Annotated in this window: 14 protein-coding genes; 4 read left to right on the top strand and 10 right to left on the bottom strand. The window is 70.9% G+C overall.

Going from position 1 to position 13,942, the window contains the following annotated elements; all coding sequences use genetic code 11:
- The first annotated feature begins 14 nt into the window (after positions 1–14).
- From HNR10_RS21200 to HNR10_RS21185, 4 genes are all read left to right on the top strand, one after another.
- The gene (locus HNR10_RS21200) at positions 15–1,739 is read left to right on the top strand and encodes a glycosyltransferase family 4 protein (RefSeq protein ID WP_218897920.1); all 1,725 of its coding nucleotides are present in this window, start codon (positions 15–17) and stop codon (positions 1,737–1,739) included.
- 107 nt (positions 1,740–1,846) lie between these two features.
- Complete coding sequence (locus HNR10_RS21195; RefSeq protein WP_179826231.1) at positions 1,847–3,220, top strand: nucleotide sugar dehydrogenase; 1,374 nt, start codon at positions 1,847–1,849, stop codon at positions 3,218–3,220.
- Positions 3,221–3,483: 263 nt separating this feature from the next.
- Positions 3,484–4,671, top strand: coding sequence for a glycosyltransferase (locus HNR10_RS21190; protein WP_179826222.1), 1,188 nt, complete (start codon positions 3,484–3,486; stop codon positions 4,669–4,671).
- 72 nt (positions 4,672–4,743) lie between these two features.
- A complete protein-coding gene (locus tag HNR10_RS21185) occupies positions 4,744–5,343 on the top strand; it encodes a malonic semialdehyde reductase (protein WP_179826220.1) in 600 nt (199 codons plus the stop codon).
- Positions 5,344–5,651: 308 nt separating this feature from the next.
- Here the strand turns inward: HNR10_RS21185 and HNR10_RS21180 are convergent, their stop codons facing one another.
- The 10 genes from HNR10_RS21180 to HNR10_RS21135 all read right to left on the bottom strand — a co-directional run bounded on the left by HNR10_RS21180 (position 5,652) and on the right by HNR10_RS21135 (position 13,832).
- On the bottom strand, positions 5,652–6,005 hold the full coding sequence (locus tag HNR10_RS21180; protein WP_179826218.1) for a hypothetical protein: 354 nt from the start codon (positions 6,003–6,005) through the stop codon (positions 5,652–5,654).
- A 118-nt stretch (positions 6,006–6,123) separates the two neighbouring features.
- Entirely contained in the window at positions 6,124–6,366 is a 243-nt protein-coding gene (locus HNR10_RS21175; protein WP_179826216.1) for a hypothetical protein, read from the bottom strand.
- 98 nt (positions 6,367–6,464) lie between these two features.
- Complete coding sequence (locus HNR10_RS21170; RefSeq protein WP_246406341.1) at positions 6,465–7,340, bottom strand: glycosyltransferase family 2 protein; 876 nt, start codon at positions 7,338–7,340, stop codon at positions 6,465–6,467.
- Between the two features lie 248 nt (positions 7,341–7,588).
- The gene (locus tag HNR10_RS21165; protein ID WP_179826214.1) at positions 7,589–8,359 is read right to left on the bottom strand and encodes a CDP-alcohol phosphatidyltransferase family protein; all 771 of its coding nucleotides are present in this window, start codon (positions 8,357–8,359) and stop codon (positions 7,589–7,591) included.
- The gene (locus tag HNR10_RS21160) at positions 8,337–9,386 is read right to left on the bottom strand and encodes an iron-containing alcohol dehydrogenase family protein (protein ID WP_179826211.1); all 1,050 of its coding nucleotides are present in this window, start codon (positions 9,384–9,386) and stop codon (positions 8,337–8,339) included. The genes HNR10_RS21165 and HNR10_RS21160 overlap by 23 nt, the downstream gene beginning before the upstream one ends.
- Before the next feature lie 5 nt (positions 9,387–9,391).
- The gene (locus HNR10_RS21155; RefSeq protein WP_179826209.1) at positions 9,392–10,123 is read right to left on the bottom strand and encodes a phosphocholine cytidylyltransferase family protein; all 732 of its coding nucleotides are present in this window, start codon (positions 10,121–10,123) and stop codon (positions 9,392–9,394) included.
- Positions 10,124–10,159: 36 nt separating this feature from the next.
- Positions 10,160–10,801, bottom strand: a complete 642-nt coding sequence (locus tag HNR10_RS21150) for a DUF5941 domain-containing protein (protein WP_376769799.1) — start codon at positions 10,799–10,801, stop codon at positions 10,160–10,162.
- 92 nt (positions 10,802–10,893) lie between these two features.
- Entirely contained in the window at positions 10,894–11,766 is an 873-nt protein-coding gene (locus HNR10_RS21145; protein ID WP_179826207.1) for a hypothetical protein, read from the bottom strand.
- Positions 11,767–12,090: 324 nt separating this feature from the next.
- The gene (locus tag HNR10_RS21140) at positions 12,091–12,990 is read right to left on the bottom strand and encodes an ABC transporter ATP-binding protein (protein WP_179826204.1); all 900 of its coding nucleotides are present in this window, start codon (positions 12,988–12,990) and stop codon (positions 12,091–12,093) included.
- Positions 12,990–13,832 carry an ABC transporter permease gene (locus tag HNR10_RS21135; RefSeq protein ID WP_179826202.1) on the bottom strand — a complete coding sequence of 281 codons (843 nt, stop codon included), beginning with the start codon at positions 13,830–13,832 and terminating at the stop codon, positions 12,990–12,992. Before HNR10_RS21135 ends, HNR10_RS21140 begins: the two co-directional genes overlap by 1 nt.
- Positions 13,833–13,942 lie beyond the last annotated feature (110 nt).

Genomic DNA, 13,942 nt, shown 5'->3' with positions numbered 1-13,942 from the left:
CGTTCACACTGTCGTTGGCCTGGCGACACCTGAGGGCCGACCCCGCCCGTCTGCCGCTGCTCGCGCTGCGGCTGCTGCCCGGCCCCGCCCGGCGCGCGGTGCGGGCCGCGGCCTCCCGGTGTGGGGGCCTCGCCCGCGCCTACGCCCTGTGGGACCAGGGGCGCCGCGAGGACGCCCGCGCGTCGGTCCTGTCCGCGGCGGAGAACGCCTCCCCCCGCCGGGTGGGCCGCCTGGTGGCGGCCTGCCTGGCGGCGGGTGACGCCGACACCGCCCGCGCTCTGGTGAGCCGGCTTCCGGAGGGGCGGTCCCGGGACGCCGCGGAGTACCGGACGGCCGTGGCCACCGGACGTGCCGTCCCCGTGTCCTCGTCGCCCGACCATCACGGAATCACGTTAACCCGCGATGCCCCAACGCCGCCCGACGACACGGTGAACGCTGGGCGACCGCCCGTACCGGCAGGTGAACGGTGGCGTGTGGCCGGTGATCCCGGGTCCCCCGGGGCAGGGCTGCGCGTCCTGCACGTGGTCACCAACGCGCTTCCCTCGACCAACGCGGGGTACACCCAGCGCACCCACAAGATCGCCGTCGCCCAACGCGAGGCCGGGATGGACGTGCACGTGGTCACCCGGGCGGGGTTCCCGCTGACCAAGGGCGTGCGCGACGCGCGCACGCTGGTGCGCCTGGACGGCGTCACCTACCACCGGCTCATCCCGTGGACGGCTCCGGTCGACGCCGCCGGGGAGCTGGCGGTGGGCGTGCGGATGGCGTCGAAGCTGGTCGAGGCGGTGCGGCCGGACGTGCTGCACGCCGCCAGCAACCACCACAACGCCCGTCTGGCGCTGGAGCTGGGGCGGCGCTTCGGCCTGCCGGTCGTCTACGAGGCCCGGGGCTTCCTGGAGGAGTCCTGGCTCTCGCGCGACCCGTCCCGGAGTGTCGAGGACGCCTTCTACCAGGCCGAACGCGCCAACGAGACGGCCTGCATGCTGGCCGCGGACCTGGTGGTGACGCTGGGCGAGACGATGCGCGCCGACATCGAGGCGCGCGGCGTGGCCCGCGAGCGGCTGCTGGTCGTGCCCAACGCGGTGGAGGCGTCGTTCCTGGACCCGCTGCCCTCGGGCACGGAGGTCCGGGAGGGCCTGGGCGTCGGCGCCGACGAGTTCGTGGTGGGCACCACGACCAGCTTCTTCGGCTACGAGGGCCTGGAGGTCCTGGTGGACGCGGTCGCCCTGATGCGCGAACGCGGGGAGCGGGTGCACGCCCTGCTCGTGGGCGACGGGCCCGAGCTGCCGGTGCTGCGGGACCGCGCGCGGTCGCTGGGGCTCGACGGCGCGGTGCACTTCACCGGCCGGGTCCCGGCCGACCGGGTGCGCGCCCACCACGCGGCGCTGGACGTGTTCGCCGTGCCGCGCCGGGACGAGCGGGTGTGCCGTCTGGTGACACCGCTCAAACCGGTGGAGGCGATGGCGGGAGGGCTTCCCGTGGTCGCCAGTGACCTACCGGCATTGCGAGAGATCGTGGAACCCGGAGTGACCGGCGAGTTAATTCCGGCGGGCGAATCGGCAGGTCTCGCCGATGCTCTGACAAAACTCGCCTACAGTCGGGAAAGGCGGATCTCCTACGGCCGAGCAGGCCGGAGCAAGGTCGGTGTTGATCGCACCTGGACCGAGGCCGCATACCGCTACAACCAGGCGTACCGGGTTCTTATTCGGACATTGTCCGGACCAGGCCAGAATCCGTGATCGAGGACATCGAGTACCTAGACTCGGACGTCCAACGCACTGTGTGACGCAAGGCAGTCCTCGATCCATCGACGCCCGTTCACCAATGAATGCGAGTGTGACCCGAAGTGGATGCCGCAGCCTCCAAACCAGCCTCAGCCATGATTCCCGAGCAGTCGTCCGGCGGTGCCGTCAGCGACCTCGTCGTCCTGGGACTCGGCTACGTCGGCCTGCCCCTGGCGGCCGAGGCCGTCTCCGCGGGGCTCAAGGTCACCGGCCTCGACCTGAGCGAGCACGTCGTGTCCGGTCTGAACCGGGCGGTCTCCCACGTGGACGACCTCTCCAGCGAGGACGTCGCCTCGATGCTGGAGCGCGGTTTCACCGCCACCGCGGACCCGTCGTGCCTCGCCACGGCGCGGACCGTGGTGATCTGCGTGCCCACTCCGCTCTCCCCCGAGGGCGGACCGGACCTGGGAGCGGTCACCTCCGCGTCCAGGACCATCGCGGCCCACCTGCGCCCCGGCACGCTGGTGATCCTGGAGTCGACGACCTACCCCGGCACCACCGAGGAGGTCGTGCGCCCGCTCCTGGAGGAGTCCGGCCTGGTCGCGGGCAGCGACTTCCACCTGGCCTTCTCCCCCGAGCGCATCGACCCGGGCAACCCGACCTTCGGCGTGGCCAACACACCGAAGGTCGTCGGCGGGCTCACGCCCGAGTGCGGGGAGGCGGCCGCGGTGTTCTACGGCCACTTCGTGAACACGGTCGTGCGCGCCCGGGGCACCCGGGAGGCCGAGATGGCCAAGCTGCTGGAGAACACCTACCGCCACGTCAACATCGCGCTCGTGAACGAGATGGCCATCTTCTGCCAGGAGCTGGGCGTGGACCTGTGGGACTCCATCGCGGCGGCGGCCACCAAGCCGTTCGGCTTCCAGGCCTTCTACCCCGGTCCGGGCGTGGGCGGTCACTGCATCCCCATCGACCCCAACTACCTCTCCTACAAGGTCAAGACCCTCGGCTACCCGTTCCGGTTCGTCGAGCTGGCCCAGGAGATCAACGGGCGCATGCCGTCCTACGTCATGCAGCGGGCGCAGGAGCTGCTCAACGAGTCCGGTCTGGCCCTGTCGCGGTCCAAGGTGCTGCTGCTCGGCGTCACCTACAAGGCCGACATCGCCGACCAGCGCGAGTCGCCGGCCCGCCCGGTGGCCCGCAAGCTGGCGGCCAAGGGCGCCACGCTCACCTACCACGACCCGCACGTGGAGTCCTGGGAGGTCGACGGGGTGGACGTGCCCCGCTCCACCGACCTCGACCAGGCCCTGGCCGACGCCGACCTGACGATCCTGCTCACCGATCACGCCGAGTACCGGCCCAAGCGGCTGTCGGAGTACGCGCGCCTGCTGCTGGACACGCGCGGCGTGCTGCGCCGCCAGGAGCCCGAGCCCGACGCCTCCGTGCCCGCCCAGGCGCGTAACGGAGTCCTGCGGGAGGGCCTGCAGGTGCTCTGACCGCCCGCGTCACGCGCCCGACACGGGGCACGCCGACGGACGTCACCCGACCGTCCACCGGCGTGCCCTTTCGCGTTCACCCGAACGCGACCGAAGGTTCACCCGATCAACCCCGTGTGTCCACCCGGCTTTCCTCGCCATGTTTCCGCTGGTGAATACCGTGTCGATGAGCTGGTCCAGCCTGATTTGAGCGGATCATCGATACGGGGTGTGACGTTTCGTGCACCTCGCGACCCATCCGGTGACACACGTAGGTGATCTTCATGCACGCGCTCGTGGCCACGGTTGTGCACCACCCCGAGGACGCGCGGATCCTGCACCGACAGATCCGCGCACTGTTGGACGCGGGTCACACGGTGACCTACGTGGCGCCGTTCCGGGAGTGCGGGGTGACGCCCTGGGACGAACTGCGCTCGATCGACGTCCCGCGCGCCTCGGGGCGCGAGCGGATGGCCTCGCTGCGGGCGGCGCGCGCCGTCCTCGCCGAGCACGCGCCCCGGGCCGACCTCCTGCTCTTCCACGACCCCGAACTGCTGCTGGCGCTCCCGTCCCGCCGACCGGTGACGGTGTGGGACGTGCACGAGGACACCGCCGCCGCGCTGCTGACCAAGCCGTGGGTGCCCCGTCCGCTGCGCCGCCCGCTCGGCCTGGTGGTCCGCTCCTTCGAGCGTCGGGCCGAGCGCCGGATGAAGCTGCTGCTGGCCGAGGAGGGCTACCGTTCGCGGTTTCGCCGCCAGCACCCCGTGGTGCCCAACACGACCGAGGTGCCCGAGCGGCCGGCGCGCGAGCCCGGGGACGACCGGGTCGTGTACCTGGGCCACGTGTCCATGGCGCGCGGCGCCCGTGAGCTGGTGGAACTGGGGCGCACGCTGCGCCCGCACGGGGTGCGGCTGGACGTCATCGGCGGCGCCGACGCCCGGGTGCGGCCGCTGCTGCGGGAGGCCCAGCAGGCGGACGACCTGCACTGGTACGGATTCGTCCCCAACGACCGGGCGCTGCGGATGTGCGCCGGGGCGACCGCCGGGATCAGCATGCTGCACGACACCCCGAACTACCGCCACTCGATGCCGACCAAGGTCGTGGAGTACATGGCGCACGGCCTGCCGGTCGTGACCACCGCGAACCCGATGGCGGAGGCGCTGGTGACGGGCCGACCGGAGGGCCACGCCGGCCGGGTGGTCCCGTTCGGCGACGTGCGGGCGGCGGCCGACGCGGTGCTGGAGCTGCGCGGCGACGAGGACCTGCGCCGGTCGATGGCGCGGACGGGTCACGAGATCGCGCAGACCTCCTTCCACTGGCCGGTCCAGGCGCGGCTGTTCGTCAAGCAGTTGGAGGAGTGGGTGGCCGAGGCGTCCGGTCCGGTGCCGGTCGTGCCCAGACCGCGTCCCCGCCCCCAGGTGGTCGAGCGTGACGGCGAGCACACTCGCCCGACGCGGGAAATATCTTCCTAGTCAACAAGGTTGTGCCTCGCGTCGGCCACCACCGGTGGCCGGCGCGCACCGCACGCACGACCGAGGACGAACATGACGCAGCTGGCACTCGACAAGGTCGCCCAGGACCTGTTGTTCCGTGACGCCCGTACCGCCAACGCCTTCACCGACGAACCGGTGACCGACGAGCAGGTGCGCGCCATCCAGGACCTGGTCAAGTACGGCCCGACCGCGATGAACACCCAGCCGCTGCGCGTGACCGTCGTCCGCTCCCCCGAGGCCCGCGAGCGCCTGGTCAGACACATGGCGGGCAACAACGCCCCCAAGACCTCCACCGCGCCGCTCACCCTGGTCCTGTCCGCGGACACCGACTACCACCTGCACCTGGACCGCACGTTCCCGGTCGTCCCGGGCATCGGTGACGCGCTCGCCGCCGACGCGGACAAGCGCGAGGCGGACGCCCGGTTCAACGCGCTCCTGCAGATCGGCTACCTGATCGTGGGCGTGCGCGCGGCCGGCCTGGCGGCCGGCCCGATGACCGGGTTCGACGCCGAGGGCGTGCGCACCGAATTCTTCGGCGCGGACTCCCCGCTGCGGCCGCTCGTGGTGATGAACGTCGGCCGCCCCGGCCCGGACGCCTGGTTCGACCGCCTGCCCCGCCTGGAGCACGACGAGGTCGTCACCGAGATCTGACCGGGCGCACGACAGGGGCCGGACACCATTCGAAGGTGTCCGGCCCCTGTCGTATCAGTGCGGCCACAGAGTGATGTGAACGATCACGATCTCGCGTCGGTGATGGGCGAGGATGAACTTGAAGAACCCGACTTCGTCTCCCATGGAGAACTCCCGCAACCCTCCGGACCGGTCAGGCGGCCCGCCCACATGTTCGGCTTCGGGCCCCAGCACCGCCAGCTACGTCGCCAGACGTTCGATCGCAGCCAGGGCCCCCACAGGAATGCCGTCCGCGAGTCCGTCCGGATGGAAGCACCACGTCCATTCCTTCACTTGTCGAGCTCCGCATCAGCCCAGGCGAGGATCCGCGAGACCTCCGTCAGCGCCTCGATGCTCTCCGAATGCCCCTGTTCCACTCTGGCGACCATCTCGTCCAGTCGGCGAGCGACATCGGGATACCTCTGAACCTGAACCTTCTGAGCCCACGAGCGGCAGAACAACCACAAGGGACCAATGCTCTGGTTCGCCTGTGCCTTGGTGCTCGCCTCAAGGAGGCTCGTGTCGAACTCTTTGAGCCTCGAAGGCGCTACCTGTGCAACGGCCGCACGCAGCGTTGTGGGATTCGGGTCCGGGCGCGGAATGAGCGGCGCTTCGAGGGGCTGGACCACGGGTTGTTCGGACATCGCTACCGCCCTGCCTTCAGCCGTGGGAGCAGTTGATCGGGCACGACGAATCTACCGTCTATCCACGACAGGGGCCGGACACCTCTCGAAGGTCCGGCCCCTGTCGTGTGCGCGTGGACTACTGCTGCGGCGGCGGACCCCACTGGCCGCCCTGCGGGGGCTGCTGGGGGTTCTGCGGCTGGTAGGGCCGCTGCGGCGGCGGAGGACCCCACGTTCCCCCCTGCTGCGGATGCGGCGGCTGCGGGGGCGGGGTGTTCTTCTTCGACGCCTTGACGATCACGAAGATCAGCACGCCGGCGCCGACGGCGATCAGGAGAAGGACGATCAGAATGACCATGATGGACGCGAGTCCGGAAACCATGGGGCTCCAACGACGGGGCGGTCGGCGCGACCGTACACGCGCCGCGGGGAACCCATCCTGCCATGCCGCCGTGGGCGCGCGTCCCGCGCCCGGGCGGCTCAGATGATCGGCGGGCGCCCGGCGCGGGTCATCCGCCAGGCCGTGGACCAGCGGATCGGCGTGCGCGGTCCGGCGTCCTCGCGCCAGCCCTCGCGGAAGCCCGCGAACCAGGAGCGCAGCGCCGACCGGTCGCGTTCGCGCAGCAGGGTCATGGCGACCCAGGTGCCCAAGTAGGCGAAGGCCAGCGGCCACGGCAGGTTCCGGCGGGCCAGCCACACCCGGTTGCGGGCGTTGAGCCGGTAGAAGTTCTCGTGCCGCGTGGGCGCGACCGCCGGGTGGTACATCACCGCGTCGGCGTCGTACTCGATGGTGTAGCCCGCGTCCATGATCCGCCAGGCGAGGTCGGTCTCCTCGTGGGCGTAGAAGAACTCGCCGGGCAGGCCGCCGCCCGCCTCGAAGGCCGAACGCCGGACCGCGGAGGCGCCGCCCAGGAAGGTGGTCACCACACTGGACTTGCGCGAGTCGCCGACCCGCAGCCGGGGCACGTGCCGCCGCTGGTCGGGGCCGCCGTCGGGGTCGGCGATGCGGAACGACAGGGCACCCAGGGAGGGGTCGGCGGCGAAGCGCTCGCGCACGTGCCGGGCCAGGTCGGTGGAGCGGTACCAGCCGTCGTCGTCGAGGAAGAGGACGATGTCGCCCTCGGTGGCGCGCACGCCGTGGTTGCGCCCCTCGGGGATGCCCACGTTCTCCGGCAGCCGCACCGTCCGCACGCCCTCGGGCAGGTCGGGCAGGTCCGCGCCGTTGCCGACCACCACGACCTCGACGTCCGCGTCCTCCTGCTCGAACACACTGGTGATCGCCCGGCGCAGCTCCGCCGGACGGGTGCCCATGGTGAGCAGGACGCAGGACAGGGTGGGCTTGCTGGTACCGGGCAACGGGGAGCGGCTCCGTTCGGCTCTGGGCGCGCGAAGACCCTCCGGCGCGGACGTTCCGGGGCCGGGCGTTGGCGGGATCACGGGAGTGGCCATGGGTGCGACCGATCAGTGGACGACATGCGGCTGGCAAGTGGACATGAGCCAACGTTCGCAGGAACAGGCTAACGAAAGCATAAACGTCAGGTGTACGGGGCCGCGGGATGGGTAGCCCCCACGGCCCCGTATGTGACGCAAGCGTCACTCACGCGTTATTCCAGGCGGCGGGAGGCCAGCACGCTCACGAAGTGGGCGAAGCTCATCACCACGCCGACGCAGGCGCACGCCACCACCAGGACGCGGGTGGCCGTCCGGTCGCCCAGGAAGGCGTCGACGACCGCCGCCACGACGATGAGCAGCGACAGCTCGACCGCCTGGATGACCCGGTGCACCTTGAGCGCCGAGGCCAGGCGGCGGGCCAGGCTCAGCCCGGACGAGCGCGGGCGCATCGCCGCCTCGGAGATCTTCTCCGGCAGCCCGGCCTTGGCCCTGGCGACCACCACGTTGTCGGTCTCGGCCTTGATCAGCGCGACACCGAGCGCGGCGGCCATGCCCAGGATCACCCAGCCGCCGGCCTCCCACTCGCCCTGGGCGCGCACGCCCAGGCCGATGAGCAGCGCGATCTCGGACACGTAGTGGCCGATCCGGTCCAGGTAGATCCCGGCCACGCTGGTGCGCCCGGTGTACCGGGCCACCTCGCCGTCAGAGCAGTCCAGCAGCAGGTAGATCTGGATGAACAGGGCGGCCACGACCGCCGACCACAGGCCGCCGAAGGCCACCACGACGCCGGAGAGCACGCCGAACACCATCATCAGGTAGGTGATCGGGTTGGGGGGCACGCGGAGCCGGACGAAGACCGTGCTCAGGTACGGGGAGAGGTCCCGCATGTAGAGCCGACCCGCCCAGTGCTCCTCGTTCACTCGTTCCTTGATCCCCGCGGGCTGGCCGCCCGCGCGGACCTCAGCGACCGAAGGCTTCGACATAGTCCGCGACACTCCGCCCGATCTCGTCCTCGGAGAGGTTCAGGTGTTCCAGGATCGTGAAGCGCCCGGGACGGGTGCCCGGTGCGTGGGCGACGGCCCGCACGAACTCCTCCTGGGTCAGGCCCACGTCCGAGGGCAGCACGGGCAGGCTGTGGCGGACCAGGCAGGACCTGATCTCCTCCAGGCGGCCCTCCGGCCAGCCCAGGTGCCGGACCCGCAGGTGGGACGCGTAGAGCGCGCCGAGCCCGGCGAGCTCGCCGTGGTTGCTGGTGCCCGGGTAGAGCTGGGTGACCGCGTGCAGGATCTCGTGGCAGGCACCGCTGGCGGGGCGGCTGGAGCCGGCCACCGACATCGCCATGCCCGACAGGACCAGGCCCTCGGCGAGCACCGTGAGGAACGCGTCGGACTCGATGGAGTCCGGGCGGTGCAGCACGGCCTCGGCGGCCACGCGCGCGAAGGTGACGGCCATGCCGTCGACCGGCTCGCCCTTCTCGCGGCCCGCCAGCTCCCAGTCCTCGATGGCGGAGATGTTGCTGACCACGTCGCCGATGCCGGAGCGGACCAGGTGCGCCGGGGCGGCCCGGACGTAGTCGACGTCGATGACCACGGCGATGGGCATGGTCACGCCGATGGAGGGCTTGCCGCCCTCGTGCTCCAGGGAGCTGACCGGCGAGGCGATGCCGTCGTGGGCCAGGTTCGTGGCCACGGCCACCATGGGGATGCCCGCCATGGTGGCGGCGAACTTGGTGACGTCGATGGTCTTGCCGCCGCCGATGCCCGCGACCGCCTCGTAGGCGCCCGAGCGCAGCTTCTTGCCGAGCTCGGTCGCGGCGTCGACCGTGCCCTCCTCGACCTGGAAGACCTCGCACTCGGGCAGGTCGATGTCGGCCGCGATCTGGGCGCCCTGGCCGGGACCGACCGCCACGGCGATGCGTCCCTCGGTGGCGATGCGCCGGTCGGCGAGCACCGTCCCCAGGGAGGCGATGGCCCCGCGGCGGACGTCGATCGCCAGCGGGGAGGGCAGCATTCGCGCTAGTAGCGGCACGCGATCTCCCTCGCCTTGGCCAGGTCGTCGTGGTTGTCGACCTCGACCCAGTCGACCTTGCCGATCGGCGCGACGGCGACCTTCTCGCCGCGGTTGACCAGCTCCTGGTAGCCGTCCTCGTAGTACAGCTGGGGGTCCCGCTCCCAGGTGGCCTTGAGGGCGTCGGCCAGGCGGCCGTCCAGGGTGCTCTCGATGAGCGTGGCGCCGATGTACTCGCCCGCGGCGGTGGCGGGGTCCATGAGCTTGGTGATGGTGCTGACGTGGCCGCCCTCGTCGAGGGTCACCTTCATCTCTTCGTCAGCGAGGTTTTTCACGTTGTCCACCGCGAGGAGGAGTTCCGGTCCCCGTGCGGCGAGTAGCGTTTCCTCGACGCTCACCGGGTGCACCGTGTCACCGTTGACGAGGAGGACGCCCTCGGAGAAGAACTCGCGCGCGGTCCAGAGGGAGTAGGCGTTGTTCCATTCCTCGGCCTTGTCGTTGTAGCACAGGGTGAGGTTGACGCCGTGGCGCCGCTCCAGCGCCTCCTTGCGCTCCTCGACGGCCTCCGCGCGGTAACCGACCACGACGACGACGTCCTTGAGGCCGGCGGCGGCCAGGTTGCGCAGCGAGATGTCCATGATGGTCGTCTCGCCGTCGACGGGCACCAGGGCCTTGGGCAGGGTGTCGGTGTACGGGCGCAGGCGGCGCCCGGCGCCTGCGGCGAGAACCATTCCGAGCATGAGGGCGTGTTCCTCCTTGTGTGCGGGGAGGCGCGCTCACGCCTCCCCGTTCGTTCCGGCGGCCGGTCGGCCCCCGTCCCCGTGCGGGGTGATCCGTGGATCTCCCTGGTCCGAGGCGCCACCACTGGGGACGGTGGTGGCGCTGGTGCGCACGTCGGTCACCTCCGTGGCGCTCCAGGTGCGTACGGCCTCGCGGACGAGGAGCACCCAGAGGTACGCGGCGAGGACGCCGTAGCCGATGGCCAGGGCGTGCGACGCGCCGCCGATCGCGATCACGAGCATGCGGCCGTCCCAGCCGAGCGCGGCGGCGCGCACCCATGAGGGACGGGTGACACCGACCGCGGAACGCGACACGTCGTCGCGGTGGTGGCAGACGACCGCAACCAAGAGTACGAACACCACGGGACCGGGTACACCGGACGCCGACCCCAGAACAGCCAGGTAGGCGTACTCGGTGACCCGCAGAACGGGCGGTACGAGCCAGTCGTACGGTCCGTCGTGGGGGTGACCCGAGGCCAACCCGGACAGTAGCAGGGCAGCGACCGGTGCGAACAGGGTAATGCCTGACAGCTGCCCCCGTCCCGCCACGAGGAGGGTCCCGACCACCAGGAGGCCGGTCAGTGCGGTCATCAGCGGTGGCACGGCCCCGGGGGCGATCCGGCCGAGCAGCGTTCCCATGTGACTGTCATCACGAAGGACGCGCAGGTCGGGCAGGGTGCCGCGGAGTTCCTCGCGTGGGGCCCGCGGTGGCGGGGCGTCGTCGTGCACGCTCACCGGCGGCCTCCCCGCGGATCGACCAGTTCCCCGGTCACGGCCACCGCGCACCCCACGATCAACGTGAGGAACGCGACCCTGGCGTCCCAGAGCGTGGCGGTGACCGCGATGGCCAGGAACCGGGTGCTCTGGGAGAACACCATGATCCGGCGGGCCAGGTGGGGCAGCGGCAGGCGCGCGGATCGGTTCGCGGGCGCCGGGGCGGGTTCCGGGGAGGTGTCCCGTGCCGCGCGGGCCTCCTGCACCGCACGGGCCTCCGGCGAGATCCGGGGGCGGGGCGGGACCCCGGGGCCCGCCGCGGAGGCCGCGTCGGACGCGGCGCCGGGCCCCGGACCGAGCAGGCGGCCGGTCAGCCGGGGGTCGCTCTCGCGCGGCCCCTCCGGCGGCCGGGGCGCCAGGTCCGCCAGGAGGCCGCCAGTCCGCCCAGGCCGGGCGCGCGGCACGCGCCCGACACCCTGGGACAGGTCAGGGGCGGTGGGGGCGGCACGGGCGATCAGGAGCGAGTCCCGCAGGGCGAGGGCGATGAGCGCTCCCGCCGCCCACCCCCATCCGTCGGCCAGCCCCGCCAGGACCGCGCCGACCGCCAGTCCCGCGTAGACGATGTACTCGCGCAGCTGGGCGAGCATCGACACGAGCCAGACCGTCAGGGCGTCGCGCCGGTTGGCCTGCATCCGCCCGCGTACGGCGTCGCAGAAGAGCACCCCGCCGAGGAACAGGGAACCGGCCAGGGCTCCGACCGTGTCCGCCCGCGTGAACCAGACCGCCGCGCCGACCGCCGCGAACACGCTGATGCGCGTCATCCCCGCACGTGTGACGTGTCGCCGTTCCAACATCCGCGCGGTCGACCGCGCCACCGTGCCGTTGACCATGGGTGCCCTCTCGAAGTTCTACTGAGAGTCACCGTTTCCCACGCTTGGTAGCGGTTCAACCACTGACACGCACATAGCGCCCGGTAAGCCGTAGTGGGCGCGCAGAACACCTTTCGGACACCCCGGACACACGGAGAGCGCACCCCCGGAACCTCCAGTGGTGCGCTCTCTCGGGCGCCTTGAGGACGGGGCCTTCGCACCTTCCGGTGCACTCCCTCGTTCCTCGGGAGCGCGCCTCCAAGCCCTCCAGGACCCGCCGGCGCCCTCACCCGCGCCTTCTTCGGGCCACCGCTCGTTCCTCGCTTCGGCCCGCGCTCGGGGTGGTCAGGCGGCCTGACCGCCGTCTCCGCCGCCCTCGTCCTTCCGGGCGGCCTCGTCGGCCTTCTTCTCGGCCTCCTCGGCGCGCTTCTTCTTCGCGGCGTCGCGCTTCTTGCGCTCGGCGATCTCGGCCTTGGTGTCCTCGTCGTAGGCCGCCAGCGCGGACTCGATGTCGGTGTCCAGCGCGAGGCCGCCGCCCTTGATGTAGAGGCCGCGGTTGCAGAACCGGCGCAGGTCCTTCTCGCTGTGGGAGACCAGGACCATCGTCCGGTGGTTGGCCAGCATCCGGTCGATGGCCTCGTAGCACTTACGCTTGAAGGCCTTGTCGCCGACCGCGAGCACCTCGTCGACCAGCATGATCGGGTGCTCCAGCTGGGAGATGAGCGCGAACCCGAGCCGCACCTTCATCCCGCTGGAGTAGTGGCGCACGGGCGTGTCGACGAACTTCGGCTTGATCTCGGCGAAGTCGATGATGTCCTCGAAGCGCTCGTCGATCAGCTCCTCGGACATGCCGTGCAGCGAACCGACCAGGTACACGTTCTCGCGGCCGGTCAGGTTGTCGTTGAAGCCGGCCCGCAGCTCCAGCAGCGGGGCGACCTTGCCGCGGACCTGGACGTCGCCCTCGTCGGGCATCAGCACGCCCGCGATCAGCTTGAGCAGGGTGGACTTGCCGGTGCCGTTCTTGCCGACGATGCCGACGCAGTCGCCGCGCCCGACCTCGAAGGAGACGTCGCGCAGGGGCCAGAACTCGTCGCCCTCGGCGTTGGGGTCGCGCTTGGTCCCGTGGATGAACATCTCACGCAGGCTGCGCTTGCGGCGCCGGTTGACCGCGAACTTGACACCGAGTCCCTTGGCTTCGATGACCGGTCCGGTGGTGACCTCGGCGCCGTAGGTCGTCTGCGCCATCACAACTCCTTCAGAACGGACATCTCCAGGCGACGGAACGTCCAGTATCCGATGATGAGCATCAGGATCGAACCGACCACCGCACTGCTCAACGCGAGCGTGGTCGGCGTTAGTTCCTCGAACCCAGCGAACCACACCGCGCGGTGCATCTGGAAGATGCCGAGCAGCGGGTTGAGCTGGTAGAGGGTCATCGCCCAGCCCGGCACCTTGTCCGAGGAGAGCACCATCGACGCCGGGAACAGGATCGCCGACCCGTAGAACAGCAGACGGGTGACGATCCGTGTGAGGCGTTCCACGTCGCGCAGCAGCACGTTGACCGAGGACAGGAACAGGGTGAGCCCCAGTCCGAACACGAACGTGAGCACGATCGCCAGCGGCAGCCAGACGAACACGCCCATGACCGAGGGACGACCGCCCAGCACGACCACGAACACCAGCAGGATCGGCCAGGTCAGCAGGTACTCGATGAACTTGGTCCCCACGGTCGCCGTCGGGAAGATCTCCCGGGGCACCTTCATCGTGGTGATCAGCTTGGAATGCGTGATCATCGCACGGGGGGCCTCACCGAGGATCTGCCCGAAGGTCGTCCACGGGAGGATGCCCGCCACGAGGAAGAGCAGGAAGCCCCCGTACTCGTCGGTCGGCATTCCGCGGTTCGCGTTCAGGATCACCCCGAAGACGAAGAAGTAGACCATCGTCATAGCCAGAGGCTCCAACATGGTCCACGCGTACCCGAGTACGGACTGCTGGTACTTGACCTTCAGGTCGCGCCGGACCAGGAGGCCGACGACCTTCCGGTGCTCCCAGACGGCCAGCGTCCTTGACGCCACCGCCACCTCCAAGGGTTGGTTCTCGTCCGGTCCACGAAGTGCCGGACGGGCATGTACGTTCTCGCCTGCGCGCACCGGACCGGCGTTGACGGCCCGGTCCCGCCTCGGCCCCTGGCTCTCGG

Origin of the sequence: Nocardiopsis aegyptia (assembly GCF_013410755.1) — a bacterium.
Taxonomy (GTDB): Bacteria; Actinomycetota; Actinomycetes; order Streptosporangiales; family Streptosporangiaceae; genus Nocardiopsis; species Nocardiopsis aegyptia.
This window is presented reverse-complemented; position numbering and strand designations above follow the sequence as displayed.

Bases quoted from the DNA above. Each gene is read 5' to 3' on its own strand.
- HNR10_RS21190 (WP_179826222.1), top strand. From the start codon at position 3,484: ATGCACGCGCTCGTGGCCACGGTTGTGCACCACCCCGAGGACGCGCGG.
- HNR10_RS21185 (WP_179826220.1), top strand. From the start codon at position 4,744: ATGACGCAGCTGGCACTCGACAAGGTCGCCCAGGACCTGTTGTTCCGT.
- HNR10_RS21180 (WP_179826218.1), bottom strand. From the start codon at position 6,005: ATGTCCGAACAACCCGTGGTCCAGCCCCTCGAAGCGCCGCTCATTCCG.
- HNR10_RS21175 (WP_179826216.1), bottom strand. From the start codon at position 6,366: ATGGTTTCCGGACTCGCGTCCATCATGGTCATTCTGATCGTCCTTCTC.
- HNR10_RS21165 (WP_179826214.1), bottom strand. From the start codon at position 8,359: ATGTCGAAGCCTTCGGTCGCTGAGGTCCGCGCGGGCGGCCAGCCCGCG.
- HNR10_RS21160 (WP_179826211.1), bottom strand. From the start codon at position 9,386: ATGCTGCCCTCCCCGCTGGCGATCGACGTCCGCCGCGGGGCCATCGCC.
- HNR10_RS21155 (WP_179826209.1), bottom strand. From the start codon at position 10,123: ATGCTCGGAATGGTTCTCGCCGCAGGCGCCGGGCGCCGCCTGCGCCCG.
- HNR10_RS21150 (WP_376769799.1), bottom strand. From the start codon at position 10,801: ATGGGAACGCTGCTCGGCCGGATCGCCCCCGGGGCCGTGCCACCGCTG.
- HNR10_RS21145 (WP_179826207.1), bottom strand. From the start codon at position 11,766: ATGGTCAACGGCACGGTGGCGCGGTCGACCGCGCGGATGTTGGAACGG.
- HNR10_RS21140 (WP_179826204.1), bottom strand. From the start codon at position 12,990: ATGGCGCAGACGACCTACGGCGCCGAGGTCACCACCGGACCGGTCATC.